The 24,452-nt window shown below is 63.9% G+C and carries 32 protein-coding genes and 1 tRNA gene; 24 read left to right on the forward strand and 9 right to left on the reverse strand.

The features are described from left to right. The first annotated feature begins 165 nt into the window (after window positions 1-165). A complete protein-coding gene (locus tag ACFQX9_RS24575; RefSeq protein WP_247370390.1) occupies window positions 166-1,530 on the forward strand; it encodes a hypothetical protein in 1,365 nt (454 codons plus the stop codon). 110 nt (window positions 1,531-1,640) lie between these two features. Beyond that, window positions 1,641-2,021, forward strand: a complete 381-nt coding sequence (locus tag ACFQX9_RS24580; RefSeq protein ID WP_018457946.1) for a hypothetical protein — start codon at window positions 1,641-1,643, stop codon at window positions 2,019-2,021. Here ACFQX9_RS24580 and ACFQX9_RS24585 read toward each other — a convergent pair. After that, window positions 1,981-3,540, reverse strand: coding sequence for a beta-(1-6) glucans synthase (locus ACFQX9_RS24585; protein WP_162496338.1), 1,560 nt, complete (start codon window positions 3,538-3,540; stop codon window positions 1,981-1,983). The genes ACFQX9_RS24580 and ACFQX9_RS24585 overlap by 41 nt on opposite strands. Before the next feature lie 330 nt (window positions 3,541-3,870). On the opposite strand from ACFQX9_RS24585, the gene ACFQX9_RS24590 reads away from it, so the two are divergent. The 7 genes from ACFQX9_RS24590 (at window position 3,871) to ACFQX9_RS24620 (ending at window position 9,763) form a co-directional block, all read left to right on the forward strand. Then, window positions 3,871-4,461, forward strand: coding sequence for a beta-1-3, beta-1-6-glucan biosynthesis protein (locus ACFQX9_RS24590; protein WP_085353125.1), 591 nt, complete (start codon window positions 3,871-3,873; stop codon window positions 4,459-4,461). A gap of 214 nt (window positions 4,462-4,675) precedes the next feature. Further along, a complete protein-coding gene (locus ACFQX9_RS24595; protein ID WP_085353127.1) occupies window positions 4,676-7,351 on the forward strand; it encodes a glycosyltransferase in 2,676 nt (891 codons plus the stop codon). Between the two features lie 318 nt (window positions 7,352-7,669). Beyond that, window positions 7,670-7,745 (forward strand) — tRNA-Lys (locus tag ACFQX9_RS24600). Window positions 7,746-8,131: 386 nt separating this feature from the next. After that, window positions 8,132-8,314 carry a hypothetical protein gene (locus ACFQX9_RS24605; RefSeq protein ID WP_143273837.1) on the forward strand — a complete coding sequence of 61 codons (183 nt, stop codon included), beginning with the start codon at window positions 8,132-8,134 and terminating at the stop codon, window positions 8,312-8,314. Window positions 8,315-8,419: 105 nt separating this feature from the next. Next, window positions 8,420-8,788, forward strand: coding sequence for a hypothetical protein (locus ACFQX9_RS24610; protein ID WP_204511263.1), 369 nt, complete (start codon window positions 8,420-8,422; stop codon window positions 8,786-8,788). 100 nt (window positions 8,789-8,888) lie between these two features. Continuing rightward, window positions 8,889-9,272: a hypothetical protein gene (locus ACFQX9_RS24615; RefSeq protein WP_377790939.1), complete on the forward strand. Its 384-nt coding sequence runs from the start codon at window positions 8,889-8,891 to the stop codon at window positions 9,270-9,272. Between the two features lie 308 nt (window positions 9,273-9,580). After that, window positions 9,581-9,763, forward strand: a complete 183-nt coding sequence (locus tag ACFQX9_RS24620) for a hypothetical protein (protein ID WP_018457954.1) — start codon at window positions 9,581-9,583, stop codon at window positions 9,761-9,763. Window positions 9,764-9,846: 83 nt separating this feature from the next. Here ACFQX9_RS24620 and ACFQX9_RS24625 read toward each other — a convergent pair whose 3' ends face one another. Beyond that, the gene (locus ACFQX9_RS24625) at window positions 9,847-10,053 is read right to left on the reverse strand and encodes a hypothetical protein (RefSeq protein WP_377790941.1); all 207 of its coding nucleotides are present in this window, start codon (window positions 10,051-10,053) and stop codon (window positions 9,847-9,849) included. Between the two features lie 161 nt (window positions 10,054-10,214). Here ACFQX9_RS24625 and ACFQX9_RS24630 point away from each other — a divergent pair, with 161 nt between their 5' ends. Further along, complete coding sequence (locus ACFQX9_RS24630) at window positions 10,215-10,574, forward strand: hypothetical protein (RefSeq protein ID WP_143273397.1); 360 nt, start codon at window positions 10,215-10,217, stop codon at window positions 10,572-10,574. Between the two features lie 179 nt (window positions 10,575-10,753). Here ACFQX9_RS24630 and ACFQX9_RS24635 read toward each other — a convergent pair whose 3' ends face one another. After that, complete coding sequence (locus ACFQX9_RS24635) at window positions 10,754-11,416, reverse strand: hypothetical protein (protein WP_085353138.1); 663 nt, start codon at window positions 11,414-11,416, stop codon at window positions 10,754-10,756. 487 nt (window positions 11,417-11,903) lie between these two features. Between ACFQX9_RS24635 and ACFQX9_RS24640 the strand changes: the two genes are divergently transcribed. The 4 genes from ACFQX9_RS24640 (at window position 11,904) to ACFQX9_RS24655 (ending at window position 13,396) form a co-directional block, all read left to right on the forward strand. Then, window positions 11,904-12,074, forward strand: a complete 171-nt coding sequence (locus ACFQX9_RS24640; protein ID WP_007590796.1) for a hypothetical protein — start codon at window positions 11,904-11,906, stop codon at window positions 12,072-12,074. Between the two features lie 321 nt (window positions 12,075-12,395). Continuing rightward, window positions 12,396-12,638: a hypothetical protein gene (locus ACFQX9_RS24645; RefSeq protein WP_026233467.1), complete on the forward strand. Its 243-nt coding sequence runs from the start codon at window positions 12,396-12,398 to the stop codon at window positions 12,636-12,638. Between the two features lie 132 nt (window positions 12,639-12,770). After that, on the forward strand, window positions 12,771-12,998 hold the full coding sequence (locus ACFQX9_RS24650) for a hypothetical protein (protein WP_018457959.1): 228 nt from the start codon (window positions 12,771-12,773) through the stop codon (window positions 12,996-12,998). Window positions 12,999-13,102: 104 nt separating this feature from the next. Continuing rightward, window positions 13,103-13,396 carry a hypothetical protein gene (locus ACFQX9_RS24655; protein WP_085384042.1) on the forward strand — a complete coding sequence of 98 codons (294 nt, stop codon included), beginning with the start codon at window positions 13,103-13,105 and terminating at the stop codon, window positions 13,394-13,396. Between the two features lies 1 nt (window position 13,397). Here ACFQX9_RS24655 and ACFQX9_RS24660 read toward each other — a convergent pair whose 3' ends face one another. Together ACFQX9_RS24660 and ACFQX9_RS24665 are read right to left on the reverse strand one after the other, a co-directional pair. Further along, complete coding sequence (locus tag ACFQX9_RS24660) at window positions 13,398-13,784, reverse strand: NUDIX hydrolase (protein WP_026233469.1); 387 nt, start codon at window positions 13,782-13,784, stop codon at window positions 13,398-13,400. A 145-nt stretch (window positions 13,785-13,929) separates the two neighbouring features. Beyond that, window positions 13,930-15,039 carry an AI-2E family transporter gene (locus tag ACFQX9_RS24665; RefSeq protein WP_026233470.1) on the reverse strand — a complete coding sequence of 370 codons (1,110 nt, stop codon included), beginning with the start codon at window positions 15,037-15,039 and terminating at the stop codon, window positions 13,930-13,932. Between the two features lie 141 nt (window positions 15,040-15,180). Between ACFQX9_RS24665 and ACFQX9_RS24670 the strand changes: the two genes are divergently transcribed. From ACFQX9_RS24670 to ACFQX9_RS24685, 4 genes are all read left to right on the forward strand, one after another. Continuing rightward, window positions 15,181-15,402: a hypothetical protein gene (locus ACFQX9_RS24670; RefSeq protein WP_018457963.1), complete on the forward strand. Its 222-nt coding sequence runs from the start codon at window positions 15,181-15,183 to the stop codon at window positions 15,400-15,402. Between the two features lie 155 nt (window positions 15,403-15,557). Next, window positions 15,558-15,785: a hypothetical protein gene (locus ACFQX9_RS24675; RefSeq protein ID WP_018457964.1), complete on the forward strand. Its 228-nt coding sequence runs from the start codon at window positions 15,558-15,560 to the stop codon at window positions 15,783-15,785. A 118-nt stretch (window positions 15,786-15,903) separates the two neighbouring features. After that, window positions 15,904-17,952, forward strand: a complete 2,049-nt coding sequence (locus ACFQX9_RS24680; RefSeq protein ID WP_377790947.1) for an acetoacetate--CoA ligase — start codon at window positions 15,904-15,906, stop codon at window positions 17,950-17,952. Between the two features lie 91 nt (window positions 17,953-18,043). Beyond that, complete coding sequence (locus ACFQX9_RS24685) at window positions 18,044-18,346, forward strand: hypothetical protein (RefSeq protein WP_026233471.1); 303 nt, start codon at window positions 18,044-18,046, stop codon at window positions 18,344-18,346. Between the two features lie 3 nt (window positions 18,347-18,349). On the opposite strand, the gene ACFQX9_RS24690 is transcribed toward ACFQX9_RS24685, so the two are convergent. Continuing rightward, complete coding sequence (locus ACFQX9_RS24690) at window positions 18,350-18,586, reverse strand: hypothetical protein (protein ID WP_026233472.1); 237 nt, start codon at window positions 18,584-18,586, stop codon at window positions 18,350-18,352. Between the two features lie 144 nt (window positions 18,587-18,730). Between ACFQX9_RS24690 and ACFQX9_RS24695 the strand changes: the two genes are divergently transcribed. After that, a complete protein-coding gene (locus ACFQX9_RS24695; RefSeq protein ID WP_143273395.1) occupies window positions 18,731-18,928 on the forward strand; it encodes a hypothetical protein in 198 nt (65 codons plus the stop codon). Here ACFQX9_RS24695 and ACFQX9_RS24700 read toward each other — a convergent pair. Next, window positions 18,925-19,212 carry a hypothetical protein gene (locus tag ACFQX9_RS24700; RefSeq protein WP_247296650.1) on the reverse strand — a complete coding sequence of 96 codons (288 nt, stop codon included), beginning with the start codon at window positions 19,210-19,212 and terminating at the stop codon, window positions 18,925-18,927. The two genes, ACFQX9_RS24695 and ACFQX9_RS24700, sit on opposite strands and share 4 nt — an antisense overlap. A 187-nt stretch (window positions 19,213-19,399) precedes the next feature. On the opposite strand from ACFQX9_RS24700, the gene ACFQX9_RS24705 reads away from it, so the two are divergent. The 3 genes from ACFQX9_RS24705 to ACFQX9_RS24715 all read left to right on the forward strand — a co-directional run bounded on the left by ACFQX9_RS24705 (window position 19,400) and on the right by ACFQX9_RS24715 (window position 21,021). After that, on the forward strand, window positions 19,400-19,987 hold the full coding sequence (locus ACFQX9_RS24705; RefSeq protein ID WP_377790950.1) for a formyltransferase family protein: 588 nt from the start codon (window positions 19,400-19,402) through the stop codon (window positions 19,985-19,987). Window positions 19,988-20,186: 199 nt separating this feature from the next. Next, window positions 20,187-20,531 carry a hypothetical protein gene (locus ACFQX9_RS24710; protein WP_018457970.1) on the forward strand — a complete coding sequence of 115 codons (345 nt, stop codon included), beginning with the start codon at window positions 20,187-20,189 and terminating at the stop codon, window positions 20,529-20,531. Beyond that, complete coding sequence (locus ACFQX9_RS24715) at window positions 20,476-21,021, forward strand: hypothetical protein (protein ID WP_026233473.1); 546 nt, start codon at window positions 20,476-20,478, stop codon at window positions 21,019-21,021. The genes ACFQX9_RS24710 and ACFQX9_RS24715 overlap by 56 nt, the downstream gene beginning before the upstream one ends. Before the next feature lie 51 nt (window positions 21,022-21,072). Here the strand turns inward: ACFQX9_RS24715 and ACFQX9_RS24720 are convergent, their stop codons facing one another. Continuing rightward, window positions 21,073-21,471 (reverse strand): RidA family protein, encoded by a 399-nt coding sequence (locus tag ACFQX9_RS24720; RefSeq protein WP_085384038.1) that lies wholly within the window; start codon window positions 21,469-21,471, stop codon window positions 21,073-21,075. A 150-nt stretch (window positions 21,472-21,621) separates the two neighbouring features. Between ACFQX9_RS24720 and ACFQX9_RS24725 the strand changes: the two genes are divergently transcribed. Together ACFQX9_RS24725 and ACFQX9_RS24730 are read left to right on the forward strand one after the other, a co-directional pair. Beyond that, window positions 21,622-22,497: a DMT family transporter gene (locus tag ACFQX9_RS24725; RefSeq protein ID WP_085353150.1), complete on the forward strand. Its 876-nt coding sequence runs from the start codon at window positions 21,622-21,624 to the stop codon at window positions 22,495-22,497. A 203-nt stretch (window positions 22,498-22,700) separates the two neighbouring features. Continuing rightward, entirely contained in the window at window positions 22,701-24,131 is a 1,431-nt protein-coding gene (locus ACFQX9_RS24730; RefSeq protein ID WP_377790954.1) for a caspase family protein, read from the forward strand. Window positions 24,132-24,206: 75 nt separating this feature from the next. Here ACFQX9_RS24730 and ACFQX9_RS24735 read toward each other — a convergent pair whose 3' ends face one another. Then, window positions 24,207-24,449 (reverse strand): BrnA antitoxin family protein, encoded by a 243-nt coding sequence (locus ACFQX9_RS24735; protein ID WP_007610629.1) that lies wholly within the window; start codon window positions 24,447-24,449, stop codon window positions 24,207-24,209. Between the last annotated feature and the right edge of the window lie 3 nt (window positions 24,450-24,452).

The raw sequence follows: 24,452 nt of genomic DNA on the forward strand, positions 1-24,452 counted from the left end.
GTCAATCGGCCGAATCAATCGGCGCCAGCGGGCGACGGGCCGCCCTCATCAGCTATCGCCTTGCTACCCCCGCAAACGCCCGGAGTTCAAGTGCGACACGCTTTTCCTGTTAATGTTCCCTGATTGATTCGGGGAAGCCGGACAGGGGTTGGGCACTTAACGTTCATGGCAAAGGATTCCGACCCACTGGCGGATGCCTTCGGCGCCAAGGAGACCGGCGGGCTGTTCTCCGGACTTGTGGCCGAGGAGAGTTCGTTCGATCGCGGCATGATGTGGCGGCTGGGCTCATGGGGCGTGACGGCCGTCGGCGCCGTGGTGCTTGCCGTGTTCGCCAACCAGGCCCAGCTCGGCTGGCGGCGCGACCAGGTCGCATCCGCCGATCTCGCGCGCCAGGCCGACCGGCTCCAGATCCTGACCAAGGAGAGCCAGAACGAGGCCCGCCGGCTCGCCTCCGCCATCGAGACGCTGAACACCGATCGCGACCGGCTCTATTCGCGCGTCACCGTGCTGGAGCAAGGGCTCGATTCCGTGACCGGCGCCATCGCCAAGCAGACGACAACGCCGCCGCAGGCGTCCGTTGCGAAGCCGCAGGACGCGCCGGCCTTGATCGGCCCGCCGGCGCCCGGCATCGCGCAGGTCGCCTCGACACCGGCTCCGGCCAACGACAAGCCGCGCGCCGAGGCCGCAAAGGAGCCGTGGAGTCCGCCGCCGCAGAGCGCGGCCGCGGCCTCGCTGGTCGCGCAGTCGCCGGCGACGAATTCGGCACTGCCGATGCTTCCGTTGGTCCCATCCAAATCGATCATGGCGCCGCCCGATCCGGCCGCCCCGAAACTGGTTCAGCCCGAGGCCGCAGAGAAGGCGACCGAGAAGGCTGCCGAGACGAAGCCAGAACCGGCGCCCGCTCCGATCGAAGTCGCCGCGGCACCTGCCAAGCCGCCGGAGGCCGCCGAAAGCGAGGCTCCCGCGATCGCGGTCCAGCAGACGCGCTTTGCGATTGATCTCGGTGGCGCCAACTCGCTCGATGGCCTGCGCGCGCTGTGGCGCGGGGTCACCAAATCCAATCCCGAAATCGCAGCGCTGCGGCCGATCATCATGATCAAGGAAGGCAACACCGGCCTTGGCATGCAGCTCCGCCTCGGCGCCGGTCCGCTGATCAATGCAGCGGCTGCAGCAAAACTCTGCGCCGGCCTCGCCGAGAACGACCGCCACTGCGAGACCACCGTGTTCGACGGCCAGCGGCTGTCAATGCGCGGCGGCCAAGAGAAGAAGCAGGACAAGACCCAAGACAAGACCCAAGACAGGGTTCAGGAGAAGGACTCCGACAAGCCCCAGGACTCGGTGCCGCAAGCCGAGACCGCCCCAGCGCCCGCGCCGGCCGCCAAGCCCGACAAGCGTCGCCGCAGCTATTCCTCAAAACGCTCATCGAAGCGCGAGGAGCCCGCGCCTGCTCCTGCGGCGCAGCCGGCCGCACAGCCGAAGCCCGAGACGGCGTCGGCGGGATCAACGCTGTCGTCGTTCTTCAGAAGGTAGCTTACCTCGCGGCAATTCATCAGCGTAATGGGTGAAGGATCTCACGCAGGTCGCGAGAAACTTGCGCCTCCCCTGTTGCCCCGTTCCACCATCCCGACCATATTGCCGCCATGACAAAAAAGCCCTTCCGCCTCACGCCCTACCAGGTGCAGTTCCTGATCGTCGTCGGCTTCGCCAGCGTCGGCTATGCGCTCTATCTGCGCTATCTCGGAATCGAAAACTCGCAGGTCGGTCTCGCCTGCGACGCCGGGCTTCAGACCCTGGTCTGCAAGGCGCGCTCGGTCTCGACCGTGCTGTTCAAGAATTCGGTGTTCGGCATCGTCGCGCTGGTGGTGGCAACGCTGAACCTGATGCGGCCGTCCATCGTGCTGCTCACCGCCGGCATCATCGCCGCGGGCCTTGGCATCGTGCTCTACAATGTCGTGCTGTCGGGCCTGGCGATCGGCCTGCTCATTCTTGGATTTGCTCGGCCCGCGCCCGCCACAGCGTGAGCGCGAACAAGAGATAGATCGCGCAGGTCCACAGCGACTGCCAATTGTCGCGGCCCTCGTTGAACAGCACATAGGCCGCCGACAGCGTCAGCACGCCGGCGAAGACCGATTCCGCGATCGGACGCTGGCCGATCTGCGGCCGGTTCAGCATCAACAGCGCAAACGGCACAACCGCCATCGTCAGCGCGGCGTAAGGGAAATCCTTGTAGCGCGGGTCGAACACGAATCCGAGCGCGGTCTGCGCCGCGATGACCGCCGTCACTGCCAGCGTCAAGCCGAGCACGGCGGTGAGCTTCGACCATTTCCGGCCCTCGCGCGGACCAAGCAGATCGAGGAAGGTCGGAAGGCTGCGGCCGATCACCATCGCCTGCGCGCAGAAGATCGGCGACAGGATGCCAGCCGCGAGCAGCGCGCCCCACAGCAGCCAGCCGCCGATGCCGTAGCTCTCGTAGTACATCTTGTCGGCGCCGATCCCGAGCAGAATGCCGGCCGAGGTTGCCGAGATCGCCACGCCGAGCCAGGACGAGAAGCGCGGCGTCCAGGGTCTGCGCCGCAACGTCAGGCCCGCGACCGCGAACACCAGCACGGAGAGGCCCATGCCGGCGGCCATGTACCATTTCCAGTACGGGAAATTGCTGATCGGCTCGCCCGGCGGATATTTCAGGCTCCGGCGCACCGAGTCATAGAGGCCCCAATAGCCGCCGACGGTGCCTTCCAGTTTGCGCTTCCACGGCTGGTCGTAGGACTCGATCAGATTGACGCGGAATTTCTGCGCTTTCGCCAGACTCAGGATCTCCGAGACCACGCGCGCCTGGTTGGTGCGCGACGGCAGCGCGCCATCTCGCATGCGCCCTTCGCTCGGCCAGCCGGTTTCGCCGATCAAAATCTCCTTGCCGGGAAATGCGACCGCCATGCGCTCGCGGATCTGTTCAACATGGGAGGCGGCGAACTTGGCCCGCACCGGATTGTCTTCCCAATAGGGCAGGATGTGGATCGTGACGAAGTCGACGGCGTCATAGATCTCGCGATTCCTGAGCCAGAACTCCCAGACATCGGCATAGGTGACGGGCACGCTGACCTGCGCCTTCACCGAGCGGATGATGGAGACGAGGTCCGCGGTCGTCATCTCGCCGCGCAGCAGCACTTCGTTGCCGACGATGATGCTGGTGATGATCCCGGGGAAATCCTTGGAAAGGCGAATGGCGAGCGCGGCCTGCTCGAAATTCTTGGTGCGGTTGCTGGAGAGCCAGATGCCCTGGAGCACCTTCAGCCCGCCGATCCGGGCCGCGATCGCCGGCACCTGGTCGAGCCCGTTCTCCATCGAATAGGTGCGGACGCAGTCGGTGATCTCCTTGAGCTGGCGCAGGTCCTGCTCGATCTGATCGGCCTCGATATGAGTCCATGCGTTCAGCGGCGACTGCTCGCCGCGGAACGGCGCGTAGGAGACGCATTGGACCTTGTCGGCGGGATCGATCGGGGCGCGCGCGAGCGAGATCGGCGTGGCAAGCCACCACCACACGGCAGCGATCGCACCCAATGAAACGAGCAGAAGCGCCAGTGGCGTACGAAGAGAAATCGGTTCCGTCCTCCGCGAAGGGCCGTCGATTACCTGCTAGCACGCCGTCTGCCAAGGGGGTGACTCCGTTATGGATCCATCCCTCCCCTGAGGAATTTACCTGCGGCCGTTCGACCGAGGCCTAGGATCGTGACTTTGCTGGACAAAATTCCAGATTCAGGCCATGGACTCGGGAGGACTTTTCCGCCGCATTGGAGACCCATTTGGACGCCATCACCGGGCGCGTCCGCGAAGGTCCTGACGCGGACGGTCAGTGATTATATTGGGGAATTCATGCGGCAACGGGTGTTCGAGTTACGAAATGCGGTCCTGCGGCAGTTCGCCGCCACCTTGGCCGTTTCTTCCCTTGTCATCCTGATGGGTATCGGCGCGGCCTCCGCCCAGAGCGGCACGCCCGCCCCCGACCAGAGCAAGGCAGCCGCCCAGCCCGCCGACACGGCCAAGGATGCCGCCCAGAATCAGCGCCGCACCGACGAATTCGCCGAAGCAGCCCAGGTCATCAGCGGCCCGGCCGGCAACCCCGAATGCGTCTGGCTCGGCCGCCGCGTGGTGCGGCTGATGTGGCGGGACGACCTCGATACCGCATTCCGCCATCTCGACCTCTATGACCGTTTCGGCTGCCCCGGCGGCCACATCCAGGCCGCCTTCCGCTGCCTGACCCGCTTCGGCGGCCAGATCGATCCCAAGGTCGCCGAGACCCTGGACAGCCGTGTGCACGCTTGCTGGATCAACCCGGCGTCGCAGCCACAGCAGGCGGCGGCCGCGGCCTCGCAGCCGGCCGCGCCCGCATCGGGCAATGCGCAGCCGCAGCCGGCCGCGAGCCCCTCGCCGGCGGCAAGCCCGTCACCGGCGCCCCCGAAATAGCCGCGATTGTTTCAGCCTCCGTTCAGGAACGATCGGCGATAGAAGCAATTGGCACTGCTGCGAATTTCGAAATGTGCATGCCCTCATTCGGTCATGAGGCGATGACAGTTGTGAAACCGCGCGGCAGAGGTATGCTCCATTTGCCGCGGACTTGGTCGGATCTCGGGGTCGGATCCGCTTCCCTGCCCCCTCAGCCCCTTTTGGTTTAGCCGCGATGCGGGTTGTCGCCGCCGTTCTGTTGCTTGTGTCCGCGCTCCACGCCGGCCTCTGGGGAGTCTCGCGCGACAAGGAACCCGCGCCCGACTTCAAGGGCCTGCTGCCCAGCGTCTCCTACGCCCCGTTCGAGGGCTCGGCTCATCCTGATATCGACAACATTCCGACGGTGGAGAAAATCCGCGCCGACCTGAAGACGCTGTCGACGATGACGCGCGCGATCCGCCTTTATTCGTCCACGGGCGGCGTGGAACTGGTGCCGCCGATCGCGGCGGAGTTCGGCCTCAAGGTCACCGTCGGCGCGTGGATCGACAAGGACAAGGATCGCAACGAGCGCGAGATCAAGGCCGCCATCGAGCTCGCGCGCAAGAACAGCAACGTCAACGGCGTCGTCGTCGGCAACGAGGTGATCTACCGCGGCGAGCAGAAGGTCGAAGACCTCATCGAGATGATCAAGAAGGTCAAGGGCTCGGTCCGCGTACCCGTCACGACCGGTGAGATCTGGAACATCTGGCGCGACAATCCCGACCTCGGCTCCAACGTCGACTTCATCGCCGCCCACGTGCTGCCCTATTGGGAAAACTTCCGCTCGGATCAGGCGGTCGACCAGGCCGTCGACCGCTACAATCTGTTACGCAACCTGTTCCCCGGCAAGCGCATCGTGATCGCCGAATTCGGCTGGCCGAGCGCGGGTTACAATTTACGCAACGCCGACCCCGGTCCGTTCCAGCAAGCACTGACCTTGCGCAACTTCGTCAGCCGCGCCGACGCCATCGGCATGGAATACAACATCGTCGAGGCCATCGATCAGCCCTGGAAATACTTCGAAGGCGGCGTCGGTCCGTACTGGGGCATCCTCAACGCCAGCCGTGAGCCGAAATTTGCCTGGACCGGCCCGGTGCAAAATCCCGATTATTGGAAGCTGATGGGTGTGGCGCTCCTCGTCGGTATCCTGCTGTCGCTGCCGATCCTGCGGCTGCAGCAGCCGACGGCGAAGCAGGCGTTCCTGCTGTCGGCCACCGCCAACGGCGTCGGCGCCTGGGCTGCCACCGTGTTCGCGTTCTGGAACGGGCACTATTTCATCTTCGGCTCGGCCTTCGCGCTCACGCTCGGCATGATCCTGCTTGTTCCCCTCGTGCTGATCGCGATGGCGCGCATCGACGAGATCGCGGCCGTCGCATTCGGCCGGCCGCCGCAGCGGCTGCTCACGAAAGGTAAGCCGGTCGAGGACGTGCCCGAGAATTATTGCCCGAAGGTCTCGATCCACATCCCCGCCTATTTCGAACCAGTCGAGATGCTCAAGCAGACGCTCGATGCGCTGTCGCGGCTGAACTATCCGAACTACGAATGCGTCGTCATCATCAACAACACGCCGGACCCTGCCTTCTGGCAGCCGATCCAGGATCATTGCCGCGCGCTCGGTGAGCGCTTTAAGTTCATCAACGCCGAGAAGGTGCAGGGCTTCAAGGCCGGGGCGCTGCGCATCGCGATGGACCGCACCGCCGTCGACGCCGAGATCATCGGCATCCTCGATGCCGACTACGTCGTCGATCCCGACTGGCTGAAGGACCTCGTGCCGGCGTTCGCCGATCCCAGCGTCGGCCTGGTGCAGGCGCCGCAGGAACATCGCGACGGCGACCTGTCGATCATGCACTACATCATGAACGGCGAGTATGCCGGGTTCTTCGACATCGGCATGGTCCAGCGCAACGAGACCAACGCCATCATCGTGCACGGCACGATGTGCCTGATCCGCCGCGCCGCGATGGACATGGCCGGCGGCTGGTCGTCGGACACGATCTGCGAGGACTCGGATCTCGGCCTTTCGATTCAGCAGCTCGGCTGGACCACGCACTACACCAACCACCGCTACGGCCAGGGCCTGCTGCCCGATACCTACGAGGCCTTCAAGAAGCAGCGTCACCGCTGGGCCTATGGCGGCCTCCAGATCGTCAAGAAGCACTGGCGGAACTTCCTGCCCGGACGGAGCCGGCTGACGCCCGACCAGAAGCGCGAATATGGCCTGGGCTGGCTGAACTGGCTGGGTGCCGAAAGCCTCGGCGTCGTCGTGGCGCTGCTCAACCTCGTCTGGGTGCCGATCGTCGCCTTCGCCGACATCGCCATCCCCGACAAGATCCTGACGCTGCCGATCATCGGCGCCTTCATCGTCTCGCTCGTACACTTCTTGTCGATGTACCGCGCGCGCGTCGCGATCAAGCCCGGCCAGATGCTGGGCGCGATGATCGCGGCGATGAGCGTGCAGTGGACGGTGTCGCGCGCGGTGGCGCAGGGACTGATCACCGAGCACATTGCGTTCGCGCGCACCTCCAAGGGCGGCCTGTCCAGGATGTCGATCGAGTTCCAGGCGTTCTGGGAGGCCGTGATCGGCGCCCTGCTCCTGATCGGCGCCGGCGTGCTGGTGGCCTCCAACAGCTACCGCCAGATCACCGAGATCTACATCTTCGCCGGCGTGCTGGTGCTGCAGAGCCTGCCGTTCCTGGCCGCGGTCGCCATCGCCATCCTCGAGCTCAGCCGCATCAACTCGTTCCAGTTCTGGCGCGACAGCGCGATCCGCACCGCCGAGCTGATCGGCTTGCGCCCGGTCGCGCTACCCACCCCCGCCGGCACGCCGCAGCAAGTGCCGGTGCCGAGCGAGGTCCGGCGGGAAGCGAACTGACGGGGCTCCGAACGTGGCATCCTCCGTCCCGTGGGCGGACGTCGCGGCTTCTTCGGCGTGGATGACGGCCGCCATTCGGGTTGAAAATCCCGGCTCAAGCATTGGAAACGGCGAGCGAATTCCCGCTGTTGCCTTCAAGTTCGGCAACCACCCGAGCTATTGACCTCCGCGCCCCATCCCCCTACACAGCGCGGGCCGAAAGCATGATCCGGAAACAGCCGGTTTTTCCGCAACGCTTGCGTCGATGTGGCGGCAAGACATGCTTTTCCAAATGACCGAAGACGATGGCGATTTCTTTGAAGCCATCAGCGGCCATGGGAGCGCGTAGCTCAGCCGGTAGAGCACGTGACTTTTAATCACGGGGTCCTGGGTTCGAGCCCCAGCGCGCTCACCAACACAATGAAGCAGTAATCCCAAACGCAACTTCGACAGAAAGCTCCATGTCGGCACTGTGTCGGCAGCTGGAATTCCGCTGCTGACGCGTCCTGCCGCCGCAAATGAGCGGCGCTTTGATGTCGGCGCTTGCCGACGAGACTCTTCCGGAAAACTGGTGTGCCCAAAGCCATTCCGCCCCAAATAGGCCGCCTCAGTTGCCGCTCTCTCAGACGGTGCCGACGTCCCGCACGCCGGGCTCCGCCTCGTCACCGGAGCCAGAGAACAAGTAAAGTAAGGCGGCGCCGGTCGTCCCCGCCTTAAGCGCGCAATCTTGATTTGGGCTCTCTCCCCGGCGACAGGCCAATCCTATATGATAACCAACGGACCATCGGCAGGAGCCACTCCATGCTTGCCTCAATCATGTTTGGCTTTGTCATTGTCACCCTGATGATGTGGTGTGGGCGCGTGACCGCCAATTTCGCGGCACAGAGAGGCCGGTCTAGGCGCATTTGGTTCATCTGGGGAGCGCTGCTGTTTCCACTGTTTCCGGCTCAATGGTTCGTCTTGGGACTTCTGCCAAAGAAGTAAGGCCGCTTCTCAAACGTCCGCCTCTTTCATTTGCCTATCGGCCTGAGTTCCGGGCGGAACGAACGGACAGTCGAACGATTGCTCCTCTTGAGTAGGAGTTGCGTCATGCGTCATGCGCCGTCGATTGTGCCGCTGGATCGGCTCGACCGGGAGATTTACCTGGTACTGGAAGACTTCGGCGCGCGCGCCGGCTGCTCCTGGCGCGAGGCCGACGAGCAGGATACCGACGTCGAGACCATCATCCGCGACCTACTCTCCGGGCAGTACGCGTATCCCGTCCGTATCGTCGCCTTCAACGCCATCGAGGGCTGGTCTCGCGATGCCACCAGCGAGATCGCAGATGAGCTTGCCGAGCGTGTCACGAGTAGCGAGATCACGCCGGCCTTGCAGGCCTTCGTCCAAGCAAATGCTTCCCGACCTTTTGCTGTACAACTGGCGCTTCCTCTACGGGGGCCGCCTGAGTTCAATCTGTGATCGTGATGTTGCGTGGGGATTGCGGTGCCAGTGCACTAAACAGGCACAGCCGTCGGAAGTTCGCGCTTCCCTTCGGCATGATTTTTTGGTACCAAATAAAATGAAACCAGCAAAAAAGATTCGTGCCAAAAAGCATCGCGGCCGCCCCGCTACTGGTCAAGGCGTCCAGATCGGCACGCGCTGGCCGGAGGCGACTGTCGCTCAGATCGACGCATGGGCGTCGGGGCAGGAAGACACTCCGGCTCGCTCTGAATCCATCCGTCGGCTGGCTGATATTGGCTTGGGCAAACCCGCCCCCGCCCTCGCGGTTACGTCTACCGCCAAGGCCTCGTCCGAGCGGGCTCGGGAAATGGCGGGTAATGCGATCGACAAGCTCAAAGACAACAAAGCGAGCCCGGATGACCAGGCCAGCCGCAAGCGGCGGCTCGTCAAGGGACCCGAGGAATTCCAGAATGTTCGACGCGACCGGCCAAATCGAAAATGAATTGACCGGCGCCCGCCTGGTCAATCTCGCCTGAAGGCAAAAAGCAAATGATCAAACCCAAACGGTCGGCCGCGCAACAAGTCGCGGACGAAGCCGATCGAAGGACCCTCAATCCGATAGGATCGAGACAGACAATAGCGGACAGCCAAGCCACTCCGGAGTTTCAGGAGAACCTCAAACGCCTGAAGTCCGAGCGGCTGGAGCGTGAGGCTAGACTGAATCCGAAGCACAAGGTCTGATTTGAGCTTATCGACCCTTCGCCTCGCCTGGCTGGGCCGGTCAGGCGAACGGGCCGCGTCGGATGGCGGGTGCAGAAGGTCATGGGAATGTTGAACCGACGGTGGATGATCTTCCTGCTGGTTTCCGTGGTGATTGTTTGCTCGATCTTCGCAGGCGCTCGGTACTATCTGAGCAAATGCCATGGCATGGATGCGTGCGCGGCCGCCGAAGCCGAGAGCCATGAGCGAGACAAGCCAACCGAGCCACAATAGTTTTTGGGTGAAAAGCAGGCTGCGGAGGCGGATGAAGCCACCGGCGAGTTCGCAAACGAATGTCAGTCGACCCCGACGACGGCCTACACCACGCCGCCGAAGTCGATTCCTTCCTTGGCAAGCGCCTCGGCTTCCTCGGCGGACGTTGTCGGCTTCGTGTCGAGGTAGGGTAGCTCGGTCGCTGGCAGAATCGTGCGGATGTTTTGGCCGTCTGTCCGCGTGATGCGAGCAACCCAGCGCTTGGGCCCGTGCTCGACTTGCTGGATGTGGTACTGCTTATAGGTAATCATGACTCACGGACGCAACTGACGCTAACGGCGGCTCCCTTTATATCCAACGGCACGCCGCCGAACAACGATTTCCTAAAGTGAGGTTAAGATCGCCGGCGTGAACCCGTTCAGCGATCATTCAGCCGCTCAGGCGTAGGCATAGTGCGATTGGGAGAAGTCCGATGATCGGTGCAGTTGTGGCAACCTTGCTGGCTCTACAGCTCGGTGAGGTTCATCAGGTTCAATACCGTGTCCCTGTGCACCCACCGCCGTGCGGCCACGGCTGGGACGTCAGCGCCCGCGACGGCATGTGCTACCCCAACGGCTACTTGCCGCCGCAAGAACAGGCCGCACGGCAGTACTATGGTGGCGGTAGAGGCTATGGCCACTATCCCGTTCCTTGCGGAAACGGTGCCGATATCGATACCCGCGACGGCCAGTGTTACCCGACCGGAACGGTTCCGCCGCAGTTTCAACAGGGCCGGCAAGGCTATTACGGCGATGATTATTACGAGCGTCGTCCGCGGCGCCGTTACTATTGAACGGCCCCTCGGGGCAAACGGGCGGGCCCCTGATCATCGCTTCTTAGGATTCGCGGTGAGAGTGCCGGAGCGTACTGTCACCAGCATTCGGTAGTTCCAAGTCGGGCAAAAAGCCGCGCTCACGTGAGCCCGCCAAGTGAGCGCGGACAAAGTCTCAGATCACCTGCCTGACCCTATCTTCAGCTCTCCGGGCCCGAAACTGTGGCAGGCACGCTCAACGGCGCTCCTCCAACTGAAACGGGACCTGCAGATTTCGACTGCCGAACGATCCGCTTGCGCATCGCTGCGGACAGTCCATAGCGCGCATGCGCTCTTCGAACCGAGGACGTGACGTCCGACATCATGGCATTTTGCAGCGAGTCGATCTTCGCAATCAGCGTGGACAGCTGCGAAGATACCTTCCTCACATCGACCCGTTCATCCGTGATGCTCTGCCGCAGCGAAAGCAGCACCATCGAATCCGCCTGCAGCACAGCCGCGTTTTGTTGCAAGGCCTGATTGCTCTCCTGCAGCGAAGCCGTGTGTTGCTGCTGGGTCGACTGAATATCCTTCAAGGCCGCGACAACCGGATCCGGCTTTGGCGCTGAAGCCTCTTGGCGCGGGAGCAGATCAGCCAGGCTGCTCAGATTCAGCGATGGCAGGCCGGACGGCCATGTGTAGATCGCCGCGGCGCCGTTGATGGCCAGGGCACACACCGACAGCGCCATGACCGATGTCCGGCTGGATCGCTTGATCGGTTCCGGAGCGTCCAAACTTGCGGGTTCGCCGGCGGCGATGGCCGCAGCCAGTGCTGCAGGGTCGAGCTGTTCGACAAGGCCTTGCGTTTCGAAAGTCGCGGTCATGGCATTGACCCCAAATGAGCGAGCAACAGGAAGCCGTCGCCGGAACGTCCTCGCGACAGCTCCCTTACGCAGCACCCATCTACAACTGTCTAAAATTGTGGGCTTTTCAGCTTAATTCCACGTTAGCGGCGGCGGCCTGCTGCAGACCCCGCCACCCCCCGCCGACTACGGGGTCGTGCGAGGGTCATGACAGGCAGGCCGGTGCGCGAGCTCCTCCCGATCCCGGGAAGCCGCCCTGGTCCGAAGCGGATTTTCCGAAGTTGGCAGACTACCCCTGTTTTGCCCGACGCGTCAACCGGCGTCTCCGCCGTATGCAGGACCGCGTGGGCCAAAAAGAAAGCGTTGCGCCAGCTGGACTTAGCTACTGTGCATGGGGTTGTTTTCGCGATTTTGGCCACCGCCTGCTCGTGCGCCGGGCCCCTGTCCCAAAAGCCGCGAGACAACCCGCTCAAAAAGTGTAGGATTCGACAAAACAGGGAGGAGCGGCATGTTTGAAATCAGCGGTTTCGACACGGCAGGAATCGTCAGCCTCAAGCGGCTGTCACTCACCGCCGCCCTCAAGAAGGCCAAGGAGCTCATCGCCGACGGGTGCTGGGGCGTTCAGGTGATCGGTCCAGGTGGCCAGGTCTACACCTCGTTCGAGGAGCAAGCCGCGTAGTCGCCCGCCTTCGGCACCAGCCTTCGGCATCATTCGAAAAGCACCCGACCGATCGCGCGCCGCGCGCTCTGGCCGTGGCGGTGATCGACGTGAAAACCCCAGCGCCTGGTGGAGCGCTGGGGCGTTTTCAAAATATCAATCGGTCAAGCAATGAGGCCTTCGTAGCAGCGATCTCGACCATCGCTTGTGAACTGCTTCACACGGCCTTCGATCTTTCCACATCTTGACGAGGCTCACCTGCCGCGCGCCGTGCCGTTGCCAATCAACTCGTTTGGGAGCACGCTCTCTCCAGGCGCGCAGACGCCGCTCAGGGAGAAAGCCATGAAGGACACGGGCCTGGATCATCGCCACCGCGACAAGGATGGCGCGATCAGCAAGAAGCACGGCAACACGCTGGTCGGTACGTTGCGCAAGATCTACGGCAAGGGTTTTGCTGCCGGTTATCCGGATACGACTGAACTCAGCGAGGTCTTGCATCAGCTGAACGAGACATCGCTCAGCCAGTTGCGGCGCGATCACGACACCGGGCATCTCAGCCACAAGATCGACCACGTCCCGAAGTGATGGACTCACGAGTCCCAACTTCAGGTAGTTGAATCAACTGGGCTGCCGGGCGTCTCGGCGAACTTGCCGTTTGAGCCCTCGCCGCCCGAGCGCTAGGATGAGCCTTTTACGGAGGCTCATTTGAAACAGTTCATGATCATCACCGCCATTGCACTCGCCGTGACGGCTCCCGCCCGCTCGCAGGCTCTCGTCGATCCCAACAAGGTTGCTCCCGAATATCGCGAGGCGGCCGAGAAGCGGCGGGCCGAGCAGATGCGGCAGCGCGAATGCGCGCTGAAGGCGGATCTCGAGAAGGTGCTGCCCAGGGATCGCACCGTCTATCTCAACCATTGCCTGGACACGATGGCGGCCAAGCAATAGCGCCTGATCGAGCGGCTTGAAGTCGCCGACGCGTTCAAGCTTTCTTCAGACATTTGGGATCACCTGACGATCCATTTTCATCAGTCATTGTCGATCGACCGCGCATGAGTTTCGTCCAGATTCAGTGCACGCGCTGCAAGACCGTATTCCGCGACCGCGCGGGACGGTTGCAGGACGGCTATTCCAGGCAATGTCCGAGCTGCGAGGTGGTGCTGTTCTTCGCGGAGGATTCACCGAACCCTCAGGTCAAGCAGGCCATGAAGCGCGCGCGCAAGGCTCGCAAGGAGCAGCGCGAAGCCGAAATGGCCAGAATGTCCGCGCCGCAAGTGCGCGGCAATTTTTCGCGGGCCCACACCGGACGGATACAGCTCTCGTCGGAGGACGACGAGGAGGCCTAGCTCACCCGCGCTTCCGCGGAAACAGGCGGTCGCGGATATAGCGCGAGGTCGGCGTTAGGCGGATGCCGCGCGGCTTCTGCCAGACGGCGCGGTCGATCTCGTGCTTGTCGCCGATCGCGAGCCTGCCCTTGGCGCCCTTGGCGATGAAGATCGCGTCGCTCATCTTGCGGCCGGAACGCTTGTTCCTGGCCGTCACTTCCTTCCAGAGGCTGATCCGGCCGAGCTTCAGCTTGGGCAGCTCTTCCTTGATCTCCCGCCGCAGGCAGTCCTTGTCGGACTCGCGCGCGCGCTTGCGGCCGCCCGGAAACATCCACAGGCCGTCCGACCGGCGTCTGACCAACAATACCTTGCCGCGCTTGGCGGCAACCAGTTTGGAAGACTTCGCCATGTCCGCCGTAATCGAAAATAGAATCGAGCCCATGGTAACTTGTCTAGTCGGATAGACAAGTTCCGGATGGATCTTGATCACCCGGGCCAAGGCCGTCAGATCTGATTAAACCCGGCAGGCCGATCCCGCCGTTCGAGGCGCCAGATCAGCCCTCGCCCGCCGCTGTGCCCGCCCTTGCCCCCGCCTCTGCCCGGTCCTCCGTCCTGATCCAGGCCATCATCATCTCCCAGGCCACCGACAGGATGATCGGGCCGATGAACAGGCCGACGATGCCGTGGGCGAGCGTGCCACCGATCACGCCGACGAAGATGACGATGGTCGGCGTGGTCAGGCCGCGCCCCATCACCAGCGGCTTCAACATGGTGTCGAGGAAACCGACGAGGACGAGAAACACGGTGAGCAGCAGCGCGGTGGTGACGTCCTTGGCGGTCCAGATCCAGATGATCACCGGCAGCAGCACCAGGAAGGCGCCGATCTGCACGATCGAGAGCAGCAGCACAATGAAGGCGAGCAGGCCGGCGCTCGGCACCGCGGCAAGCTTGAAGCCGATGCCGGCGAGCAATGCCTGCACGATCGCGACGCCGATCACGCCTTGCGCCACGGCGCGGATGGTCGCGCCCGCGAGCCCCAGGAAATGCTCGCTCTGTTCGGGCACGATGCGAAACAGGAAACCGCGGCCGGCCGCAACCAGCCGCGGCCCGTGCGGAAACAGGAAGCCGGCCACGAACACCGAGACCAGGAACTGGAGCGTGCCGACGCCGGCATCGCCCGCGAGCGACAAGAGCGGTCCCGCCAGCGGCTGGAGATACGGCGCCACCTCGCGGAGCACTGCGCGGATGTTGTTGTAGGCCTGCTCCCAGAGGTCGAATAACCAGGGGCCAACGACCGGCCACGACTTGAGCTGCTCCGGCGCCGATTGAAGCGCGAGGTCGCCGGTGCCGAGCTGGTGCGCCAGCTCGCGCACGCCGTCCACTGCGCTGATACCGAGCCAGGTCGCAGGACCGATGACGATGCCGAGCGTGATCAGGGTCAGGATCGCCGCTGCGGTCTTGGGCCGGCCGCCGAGGATCTTGGCGACCCAGCTGAAGGCCGGGTAGAACGCGACCGCGAGCACGCCGCTCCAGGCAAGGATCGGCACGAAGGGGCGGATGATCAGCAAGGTCCAGATGATCAGCAGGCCGAGCAGGCCGACGCGGATCACGAGCTGGATGATGTCCTCGCCCGTCAGGAGCTGACGCAGACTTTTCACGGGCACGGCTTTCCTTGCGGCATTGACGCGGGTTCCGGCACTTGCGCGGCCCCGCGTTATTGCCAGCCGCGCACCCGGCGTCAAGACGACCGGGCCGGCACGAGCCGGCGATTAGGAACGCATCGGGCCATTCTGCATTCCGAGACGATGGCACGCCGCCCCAGAGAGCCCGTCGCACACGCGGGAATTCACCGCGGCATCCGCTTTTCGCTGAAGCCAAACGGCGCACCGGGCTATTGGCGCTACGCCTATGCCGTCGGCGACAGGGCCCGCACCGGGCGCGTGCAAGGCAGGCTGCCGTTGCTCGCCATCAGGCGCGTTCAGATGTGCATCGACCGGGACATGCGAAGCATCCGGACCGGCGATTGATCTTGCGGCGGCGCCGTGGGCGAGCGCCGGCAAGGTGCGCGACGTGATGCCGGCTTGGCTAACGGTGATTAACCGGATTTCGGCCGACCGGTTTACGTCGATGCAAAGGCGTGCACCTACGCTTCCATCGAGGTCCCTCAAACCACTTCGGTGCAATGGCCAATACCATCTGGACGATCGAAGAATTCACCTGCGCGGGTTGCAGCATGAACTACACGGCGACAAGGGAGGAGCACGCCGAAGCGCATTCCGGCACCTTCAAGTGCAGCATCTGCAGCGGCGTGGTGCACACATGGTCCGGCAAACATCATTTCTTCGGCTGGGAAGCGGTGAAAACCAAGCCACCCGTGTTCGGAAGGCGTTGGGCCGGAGCCGGCGGGTAGACTGCTTCCACCGGACCCAGACCAGCTACTCCCGTCAACGCCCCCTGCCCGAACTGCGGCTTCTGCTACTCTGCGGCAACGGTTAAACTCTCCGCCCCGCAACTGAAGCCGACACGCAATGACCTCACCCTTCGTTCCCCAGATCGCCCTTTACCGCACCTGGCTCGCCGAGAAGCGCGGCCTCAACTTCGACAGCTACGAGGAGATGCGGCAATGGTCGGTGCGCGATCTCGACGGGTTCTGGCACGCCATCTGGGACTATTACGATCTGCAATCGCCGACGCCGTTTGCCGCCGTGATCACCGAGCGCAAGATGCCCGGCGCGCTCTGGTTTCCCGGCGCGCAGGTCAACTATGCCCGGCAGGTGTTCCGCCACGTGGACGCGGCTGACGCCGCCGGCCTGCCCGCAATCGTCAGCTGTGGCGAGGACGGCAGGCTTTGCGAGACGAGCTGGCCGGAGCTGCGGCGCAAGGCGGCTGCGCTCGCGCTGCATCTGAAAGAAAAAGGCATCAAGCCCGGCGACCGCGTCGCCGCCTATCTGCCCAACATCCCCGAGACCATCATCGCATTCCTGGCGAGCGCCAGCATCGGCGCGATCTGGAGCCTGTGCGCGCCCGACATGGCCGCGCCCGCCGTGATCGACCGCTTCAAGCAGATCGAACCGAAAGTACTGATTGCCTGCGACGCCGTCACCTATGCCGGCCGCCGGCACGATCGCAAAGACGTCCTCGCCGAGCTGCGGCGGTCGCTGCCGACGGTCGAGCACGTCATCCTGCACAGCGAGGCCGCCGCGCCCGCAGCGGCCGACGCCCTGCTCTCCGAAATTATCGCAACAACCGGCGCGGAGATCGACGCGTTCGAGCCGGCCTGGCTGCCGTTCGATCATCCGCTCTGGATCGTCTATTCCAGCGGTACCACCGGCCTGCCGAAGCCAATCGTGCACGGCCATGGCGGTATCATCATCGTGGTGCTGGCGCTGCTCGGCCTGCACAACGATCTTGGCTGCTCCTACCACGAGAACTCGTTCGGCGAGCGCTATCACTGGTACTCTTCGACGGGCTGGATCATGTGGAACAGCCAGGTCGGCGGCCTGCTCAGCGGCACCACCTGCTGCATCTTCGACGGCAGCCCCGGCGGCGCCAGGGACAAACCAGACTGGACCACGCTGTGGCGCTTCGTCGCGCAGTCGAAAGCGACCTTCTTCGGCGCGGGCGCCGCGTTCTTCGCCAACTGCGCCAAGGCCGAGGTCGACCTCGTCGCCGCCGGTGATCTCTCACAGCTTCGATGTCTCGGCTCGACCGGCTCTCCGCTGAGCGCCGACACCCAAGCCTGGTTCAACAACCGCTTCGCTGGCTTGTCGAAGACCAACGGCAGCAAGGCGCAGGCCGATATCTGGTGGGCCAATATCTCCGGCGGCACCGATTTCGCCGGCGCGTTCATTGGCGGCAATCGCGAACTGCCGCAGACGCCGGGCGCGATGCAGTGCCGTCTGCTGGGTGCTGCCGTGGAAGCCTTTGACGAACAGGGCCGCGCCGTCATCGGCGAGGTCGGCGAGCTCGTCTGCACCGAGCCGATGCCGTCGATGCCGCTCTATTTCTGGAACGACAGGGGCGGTGCGCGCTATCGCGCGAGCTATTTCGAGACCTATCCGGACAATTTCGACGGCACCGGCCGTGGGCCGGTGTGGCGGCATGGCGACTGGCTCAAGGTCGACCCGGACGGCTCCTGCATCATCTATGGCCGCAGCGATGCCACCATCAACCGGCATGGCCTGCGCATGGGCACGAGCGAACTCTATTCCGCGATCGAGGCCTTGCCGGAGGTGCTGGATTCCCTCGTCGTCGATCTCGAATATCTCGGCCGTGACAGCTACATGCCCCTGTTCGTGGTGCTGCGCGAAGGCGTCGCCTTCGACGGCGCGATGCAGGCGAAGATCAACAAGGCGATCGAGGCCGGCCTCTCGCGCCGATTCCTGCCCAACGAGATTTTTGCGGTCGCCGAAATTCCCCGCACGCTCTCGGGCAAGAAGCAGGAGCTGCCGATCAAGAAGCTGCTGCTCGGCCAGCCCGTCGAGAAGGTCATCAACCGGGAGGCGATGGCCAATCCCGCCTGCCTCGACTGGTATCTCGCCTTCGCACGCGACTATCTGGCGCGGAGCGAGACTTGAGGGAGATCGCCGCAATTGCGCCGATGCCGTTTGGACTCCGTTCACCGATCGCCGCTAGAGCAGGATGCATCTTCCGCAACGAACGCGCGCCATGGCCGACCTCAACGCCGTCCTCTCCAGGCTGAACGACCGTCTGCTCCGCCTCGAGGGCGAGCTGTTCGTGCTGCGCTCGCTGGCCCGCGCGACGCTGACGGCGGGCGATGACCACGCGGCGCGAATGCGCAAGCTGGTCGAGGCCGCCAAGGTCGCGCTCGACGACGAGGCCACGCGTCCCCTCGACAAGCCGACGCGCAAATATGTCGATGCGGCGGCCGCGCTGGTGGAGGAATTGCTGGTCGAGCCGACCCAGGCGCGGCCGTTGTTCACCGTCATCGACGGTGGCCGGCGCGACTGAACGTCAAACTGGCCGTCCGTCGTCCGTCGCGGCGATATCGCCCGACTTGAGCCGGCTGAGGCCGGCTTCGATGATCGCGATCTCCTCGTCGATCTGGCCGATCGGCAGGCTGAAGTCGTAGCCGGACCTGCTCTTCAGATCGACTGCAAGCCGTTGCCTGTGCATCATCAGCTCGTCGAGGCCGCGCCGGTTCTTCAGCCGGACATAGACGTCGACGATCTGCTCAATCGCGCTCGGCATGAAATAGGTCCCGGCGAAAAAGCCCGCACGGCGCACCCGCGCCGGCGCGACAATCTCGGTGTCGCGGTACGCAATACAAATCCGCGACGGATTCGTCGATACGCCAAGCTGGTTGAGATCACGTTACCGTCAGATGATTTCGTGATGGCCGAGCATGAAAAAGCCGCTGGCGATCACGCCAGCGGCCAAATCCGGGTTCGAAAACGGATGCGGGTTGAAATGTCGCCAGCCCCGGTCGGTCCACGTTCTAACGGCAAATCCCTGGGTCTCTCTGTTAAAAACGAAACACAGGAACCGGCCGTCGGCACTCGCCGCACCACCGTGGCGGCGCGGCAACGCTAGTCTGTGACGCAGAAATATTTGCGCGGCAGCCTGCGGTAGGCGCTGTAGCGGTAATGCGGCCGGTACGCGTAGCCGCGATAGAGCGCCGGCGGCTCCTGGCCGTAATAGGCGCCGTGATAAAAATTGGTGACCGGCCCTTCCGCGCAGCGATAGGTGTCCCAGGTCGGGCCGATGAAGGGCGCCACCCCGACCTCGGGCGGAACCACGGGATAGGGCGGTCCGCCAGCGCGCGCCGAAGTGGTTGCAACCAAGGCCGCGAGAAGGACAAACCACGCGCTCCGCATGCGTTCACTCCGAGCCGATGCCATGCGCATGGAAGCACCGGACCGGCCGACACCGCAATCGCGGAATTCATCGCGCAGCCTCGCCCGGCGCGTTGTTGATAACCGGCGCAAACCCAGCGCGGGTGGTGACAGGACGTCCGGACGTGTTATCGGGAGATGACGCAGTTGCGAGACGGATCGGACACCCATGCGCATTACTCTTGTCGGCTCCCGCCATTTCGGCGTGACCACCCTGAACATGCTCCGGGAGCATGGTGTCTCGATCGTGCGCGTCGTGGTGGCCGACGCCGAGGATCGTCTCGCCGCAACAGCCAAGGCGGCGGGCATCGACGTCGTGGTCCAGGCCAATCCCAAACTGGTGGTGGCCTCCGAGATCGCCCCCGACACCGATCTGATCGTCACCGCGCACAGCCACGCCCGGATCGGCAAGGACGCGCTTGAGGCAGCGAAGCTGGGCGGGATCGGCTATCATCCCTCGCTGCTGCCGCGTCACCGCGGCAAGGCGGCCGTGGAATGGACCATCAAGGAAGGCGATCCGATCGCCGGCGGCACGATCTATCACCTCGCCGACCGCATGGACGCTGGCGCCATCGCGGCCCAGGAGTGGTGCTTCGTCAAGAAGGGCGAGGCGGCGCGGGAACTGTGGGAGCGCGCGCTCGCCCCGCTCGGGCTCAAATTGCTGGCCGACGTGATCGACTATGCCAAGGTCCACAAGGCGCTGCCGTCCAAGACTCAAGACGAGCAGTTCGCGACTTCAGCGCCAAGTCTTTCCTGAGGCCCTTTTCCTGAGTCGATCTCCTGACGTTTACCCTTAACGTGACGGCGCATTGATTTTGCTTCAAGAATCCCAGCCTGAAACCCAAATAAACCATTGTTCCCACAGGAACAATTTTCGATTTGGCACTGCACCAAATTTCCGTCACATTTGGCCCGAATAAGGGTCAGCATATCAGACGAATTCAAGGACGGATTTTATGCGTTTTGCTCGCATTGCGGCGTTCTGTGCCGCCTCAGTTACCACCCTCGCCGCGCCCGCCTTTGCCCAGACCCCCTATGACGGCAACTGGCACGTCACCATCGTCACCAAGAGCGGCACCTGCGAGCCGACCGCGAGCTCCTTGCTGACGGTCGCCGACGGCAAGATCACCGCGCCCGGCGCTAACGTTTCCGGCACCATCGGCAGCGGGGGACTTGTGAAAGTTTCGATCAATGGTGCATATGCCAACGGTCAACTCAGCGGCAACGCCGGATCGGGGAAGTGGAATGGAGCATCTGCAGGCATACCGTGCAGCGGGCGGTGGGAAGCATCGCGCCAATAGAAAAATCGTGACGAGCGGTGTGGGCCGGCGGCTGCTGATCGCGGCCGCCGTTATGTTTGCCGCCGGAATTGCCAACTCCGAGAGCAAGGCCCAGTCCGGCCCGTTCGCCCCGCTGGCCGGCAGCTGGAGCGGCTCAGGCACGGTCACCCTGGATGACGGCTCGACCGAACGGATCCGCTGCCGGGCGAAATACGCTCCGATCGGACCGACCATGGAGTTGTCTCTGACCTGCGCCAGCGACGCCTACAAGTTCAACCTCGGTGCCAACGTCAAGGCTGAAGGCAGCGCCATCGCGGGCAGCTGGTCCGAGGCCAGCCGCAATATCAGCGGCTCCCTTTCGGGTCGCGGCGCCGGCGGAAACTATGAACTGCTCGCCTCCACTGCCGGCTTCAACGCCAACATCTCGCTGAAGACGTCCGGCAACAAGCAGAACGTCACGATGCGCGCTGACAGCCAGTTCCGCGGCGCCAACATCTCGCTGTCGCGCTAAGCCGATACGAGTAGATTGACAATCGACCCGGCGATCTCGCCGGGTCGATTTTTATGTGCCCGGCACGAACGCCGTGACCTCGATCTCGACCTTGGCCCGGTCGTCCACGAGGCCGCCGATGTAGAGCAAGGTCGAGGGCGGGAAATTGCGCCCCAGCGTTTCCTTCCAGGCCGCGCCGATGCCGGCCCCGGCTGCCTCATATTCGCTGCGGCTGGTCAGGTACCAGGTCAGGCGGACGATATGCTCGGGGCTGGCGCCGGCCTCGCCCAGGAGCATGATGATCCGCTTCAGCGCGGTCCCGACCTGCGCTGCCATGTCAGGCGCGTAATTGCCGGTCTCGTCGCCGCCCGTCTGCCCGGCCAGCACCACCCAGCGGCCCGGCCCCTCGACCACGACACCATGGGAAAAGCCGCGCGGTTTTTTCCACTCGGCCGGCTGCAAGATGTGCATGAGCGAAGATCTCCCGATTGTTCTCGTTGTTCACTGATGCCTTAGCACGGCGCCCTGCATCGCTGCACCGGCAGATTTGACCGTTGCAAACGGCGAGGATGTCGCCGATACCGGCCTTTCCTCAAGACCTCGCCTCTCACACCCGCGCCGATGAACACGACACCGTCCAAAACGATGGCTGCCCTGTGGATGGCCGGCTGGCTGTCGCTGATGCTGGTCATGGCGGTCGCCGGACGCGAGACCACGCGCGAGCTGAATGTATTTCAGATCATGGAAGTGCGTTCGCTGCTAGGATTCCTGTTGCTTTCGCCGTTCATCTATCGGGCCGGCGGCTTCAAAGTGCTCAGGACGTCGCGCCTGCCGCAGCACATCGGGCGCAATTTGGTGCACTATGTTGCGCAGCTCGGCTGGTTCTTCGCGCTGACGCTGATCCCGATCGGCCAGGTGGTGGCAATCGAGTTCACCATGCCAATCTGGACGGCGCTGCTCGCAGCGAGCCTTCTCTCCGAGCGCATGACGCCGTGGAAGATCGCCGCCATCGCGCTTGGCCTTTTCGGTGTGATCGTCATCGTCCGACCCGCCACCGGCGAGATCAATCCCGGTCAACTCATCGCACTCGGCGCCGCCATGGGCTTTGGCGTGTCCATGGTGCTCGTCAAATCGCTGACCCGCACCGAAAGCGCGCTGTCGATCCTGTTCTGGATGCTGGTGGTGCAATCGGTCGCAGGCTTCATTCCGACGCTGTTCGTCTGGACGTGGCCCTCCGCCTACGTCTGGGCGTGGGTCGGCGTGATCGGCGTCTGCGGCACGTTTTCGCACTACTGCCTCGCCAGCGCGATGCGCTATGCGGATGCGACCATCGTTGTTCCCATGGACTTCCTGCGAGTTCCATTGACCGCGACCGCTGGCTGGCTGCTGTATTCGGAGCGGCTTGACACCTGGACGGTGGTCGGCGCCGCGCTGATCCTGTTCGGCAATCTCCTGAATCTAAAGCCAGCTCCGGCAGATCCTGCTCCCGCGCGCTGAACCTCGCGCCGCCTCGCGCGACAAAACCAAGTGGCCGTGTGATTTGGATCACGTTGGAAGGATATTCCATCGTGCACATTCTGCCACACAGCAGCGGGTTGAACGCGACGAACTGCCGTTTTGGTGGCGCCGAGGCGGGCACTTCATGTAAGTTCGTGCCAATTCGTTGCTGCCTGCAATTTCGATTCTGTTGGGGATTCCAGATGCGCACTCTCACCCTCCTCGCGTCGCTGATGTGCATGGCACTGTCGGTCAGTGCCGCGAAGGCCGACCGCCGCGTTGCTTTCGTCGTCGGCAACGGCACCTACAAGAACGTCGCACAATTGCCGAACCCGCCGATCGACGCCAAGGCGATGGCGGCAACGCTGCGCAATGTCGGCTTCGAGGTGATCGAAGGTTCGAACCTCTCGCGCGACCAGATGACGGAGAAGCTGCTGGACTTCGGCCGCAAGGCGCAGGGCTCCGACGTCGCAGTGTTCTATTATGCCGGTCACGGCATCGCGGTCGGCGGCTCCAATTATCTTCTGCCTGTCGACGCCGACATCAAGTCGGAGATGGACGTCAAGCTCGGTGCCGCCATCAACATCGATCTGACGCTCGAGCAGACCATGGGCGACGCCAAGGTCAAGCTGGTGTTCCTTGACGCCTGCCGCGACAATCCGTTTGCCGCCAAGATCAAATCGAACTCCGCGACCCGCAGCGTCAACGTGCAGAGCGGTCTTGCCGAGATGAAATCCGGCGAAGGCACGCTGATCGCGTTCGCCACCGGCCCGGGCCAGACCGCGCTCGACGGCCAAGAGGGCAACAACAGCCCGTTCACCCGTGCGCTCATCGACAACATCACCAAGCCTGGTGTCGAGATCCAGCAGGCGATGACGTCGGTCCGCGCCCAGGTCAACGAGGAGACCCACAAGGGGCAGCTGCCCTGGGGCCACACCAATTTGACCGGCGCGGTCTATCTCAACCAGGCTCCGACGACGCAGGTCGCCAATGCGGCACCGACGGCTGCTGGCAGCGTGCCAATGGCGACGGGCGGCAGCTCGGACCGTGTCGAGCTCGAATACTGGCGTTCGGTCAAGGAGAGCAATAAGTCGGAAGAGCTCAACGCTTACCTCTCCGCCTACCCGAACGGTCAGTTCAAGGCGCTTGCGCTGGCACGCCTCGCGGCCATCAAGAGCGGCCCCTCGACCGCGACGCGCACCCTCACCGCTGGCGTCGATCCCGCGACCTTCACCGAAGAGGCCACCCAGCTTACCGAGGACCAAATCGGCCTCGACAAGAACCAGCGCCGCGACGTTCAGCGTCGCCTGGGCGGGCTCGGCTTCGACAACAAACAGACAGGCGTCTTCGGCGACGAGACCCGGTCGGTGCTCAAGCGCTGGCAGGCGGCGCGCGGCTATCCCGCGTCTGGCTACCTGAACAAGCTCCAGCACAAGGCTCTGCTTTCGGAAGTCGTGGCCGGCCCGCCGACCGCGAGCGACAACAGCCAGAAGGCAGCCCGCCGGGCCGCCGCCCCCGCGGCCAGCAGCGCGCCCGCACCGGCTCCCCATCGCAGCAGCGGCGGCGATCCTGCCGGCGCAGCCTTCGTCGGCGGTGTCGTCGGCGGCATGATGGGCGGCATGTTCCGCCGCTGAGGCGAGGCCAATCGCAGATACAAAAGCCCGGCTCGCGCCGGGCTTTTTCGTTACGAATAACCAAAGCTTTGGCGTCTACTTCCCGGCGGCCTTTCGCAGCGCCTCGTTGATGCGGTCCTGCCAGCCGGGCCCGCCGGACTGGAAATGCTCCAGCACGTCCTGGTCGATCCGCAGCGTGACCTGCTCCTTGACCCCCGGCGCCACGTTCTGCTTTGGCGGCGCCGCAGCGACCTTCGCCGTCACCTTCTTGAACGCCGCCTCGGCCTCCGTCCTGGCGTCGCCCAACGTCCGCGGCCGCCTCGGTGGTTGATCCGCCATGTC

The sequence above is a fragment of the Bradyrhizobium sp. GCM10028915 genome (genome assembly GCF_042666195.1).
In the GTDB taxonomy this organism is placed as follows: Bacteria; Pseudomonadota; Alphaproteobacteria; order Rhizobiales; family Xanthobacteraceae; genus Bradyrhizobium; species Bradyrhizobium canariense_D.

Bases quoted from the DNA above. Each gene is read 5' to 3' on its own strand.
- ACFQX9_RS24575 (WP_247370390.1), top strand. From the start codon at position 166: ATGGCAAAGGATTCCGACCCACTGGCGGATGCCTTCGGCGCCAAGGAG.
- ACFQX9_RS24580 (WP_018457946.1), top strand. From the start codon at position 1,641: ATGACAAAAAAGCCCTTCCGCCTCACGCCCTACCAGGTGCAGTTCCTG.
- ACFQX9_RS24590 (WP_085353125.1), top strand. From the start codon at position 3,871: ATGCGGCAACGGGTGTTCGAGTTACGAAATGCGGTCCTGCGGCAGTTC.
- ACFQX9_RS24595 (WP_085353127.1), top strand. From the start codon at position 4,676: ATGCGGGTTGTCGCCGCCGTTCTGTTGCTTGTGTCCGCGCTCCACGCC.
- ACFQX9_RS24605 (WP_143273837.1), top strand. From the start codon at position 8,132: ATGCTTGCCTCAATCATGTTTGGCTTTGTCATTGTCACCCTGATGATG.
- ACFQX9_RS24610 (WP_204511263.1), top strand. From the start codon at position 8,420: ATGCGTCATGCGCCGTCGATTGTGCCGCTGGATCGGCTCGACCGGGAG.
- ACFQX9_RS24615 (WP_377790939.1), top strand. From the start codon at position 8,889: ATGAAACCAGCAAAAAAGATTCGTGCCAAAAAGCATCGCGGCCGCCCC.
- ACFQX9_RS24625 (WP_377790941.1), bottom strand. From the start codon at position 10,053: ATGATTACCTATAAGCAGTACCACATCCAGCAAGTCGAGCACGGGCCC.
- ACFQX9_RS24630 (WP_143273397.1), top strand. From the start codon at position 10,215: ATGATCGGTGCAGTTGTGGCAACCTTGCTGGCTCTACAGCTCGGTGAG.
- ACFQX9_RS24635 (WP_085353138.1), bottom strand. From the start codon at position 11,416: ATGACCGCGACTTTCGAAACGCAAGGCCTTGTCGAACAGCTCGACCCT.
- ACFQX9_RS24640 (WP_007590796.1), top strand. From the start codon at position 11,904: ATGTTTGAAATCAGCGGTTTCGACACGGCAGGAATCGTCAGCCTCAAG.
- ACFQX9_RS24645 (WP_026233467.1), top strand. From the start codon at position 12,396: ATGAAGGACACGGGCCTGGATCATCGCCACCGCGACAAGGATGGCGCG.
- ACFQX9_RS24650 (WP_018457959.1), top strand. From the start codon at position 12,771: ATGATCATCACCGCCATTGCACTCGCCGTGACGGCTCCCGCCCGCTCG.
- ACFQX9_RS24655 (WP_085384042.1), top strand. From the start codon at position 13,103: ATGAGTTTCGTCCAGATTCAGTGCACGCGCTGCAAGACCGTATTCCGC.
- ACFQX9_RS24660 (WP_026233469.1), bottom strand. From the start codon at position 13,784: ATGGCGAAGTCTTCCAAACTGGTTGCCGCCAAGCGCGGCAAGGTATTG.
- ACFQX9_RS24670 (WP_018457963.1), top strand. From the start codon at position 15,181: ATGGCACGCCGCCCCAGAGAGCCCGTCGCACACGCGGGAATTCACCGC.
- ACFQX9_RS24675 (WP_018457964.1), top strand. From the start codon at position 15,558: ATGGCCAATACCATCTGGACGATCGAAGAATTCACCTGCGCGGGTTGC.
- ACFQX9_RS24680 (WP_377790947.1), top strand. From the start codon at position 15,904: ATGACCTCACCCTTCGTTCCCCAGATCGCCCTTTACCGCACCTGGCTC.
- ACFQX9_RS24685 (WP_026233471.1), top strand. From the start codon at position 18,044: ATGGCCGACCTCAACGCCGTCCTCTCCAGGCTGAACGACCGTCTGCTC.
- ACFQX9_RS24690 (WP_026233472.1), bottom strand. From the start codon at position 18,586: ATGCCGAGCGCGATTGAGCAGATCGTCGACGTCTATGTCCGGCTGAAG.
- ACFQX9_RS24695 (WP_143273395.1), top strand. From the start codon at position 18,731: ATGGCCGAGCATGAAAAAGCCGCTGGCGATCACGCCAGCGGCCAAATC.
- ACFQX9_RS24700 (WP_247296650.1), bottom strand. From the start codon at position 19,212: ATGCGGAGCGCGTGGTTTGTCCTTCTCGCGGCCTTGGTTGCAACCACT.
- ACFQX9_RS24705 (WP_377790950.1), top strand. From the start codon at position 19,400: ATGCGCATTACTCTTGTCGGCTCCCGCCATTTCGGCGTGACCACCCTG.
- ACFQX9_RS24710 (WP_018457970.1), top strand. From the start codon at position 20,187: ATGCGTTTTGCTCGCATTGCGGCGTTCTGTGCCGCCTCAGTTACCACC.
- ACFQX9_RS24715 (WP_026233473.1), top strand. From the start codon at position 20,476: ATGGAGCATCTGCAGGCATACCGTGCAGCGGGCGGTGGGAAGCATCGC.
- ACFQX9_RS24720 (WP_085384038.1), bottom strand. From the start codon at position 21,471: ATGCACATCTTGCAGCCGGCCGAGTGGAAAAAACCGCGCGGCTTTTCC.
- ACFQX9_RS24725 (WP_085353150.1), top strand. From the start codon at position 21,622: ATGAACACGACACCGTCCAAAACGATGGCTGCCCTGTGGATGGCCGGC.
- ACFQX9_RS24730 (WP_377790954.1), top strand. From the start codon at position 22,701: ATGCGCACTCTCACCCTCCTCGCGTCGCTGATGTGCATGGCACTGTCG.
- ACFQX9_RS24735 (WP_007610629.1), bottom strand. From the start codon at position 24,449: ATGGCGGATCAACCACCGAGGCGGCCGCGGACGTTGGGCGACGCCAGG.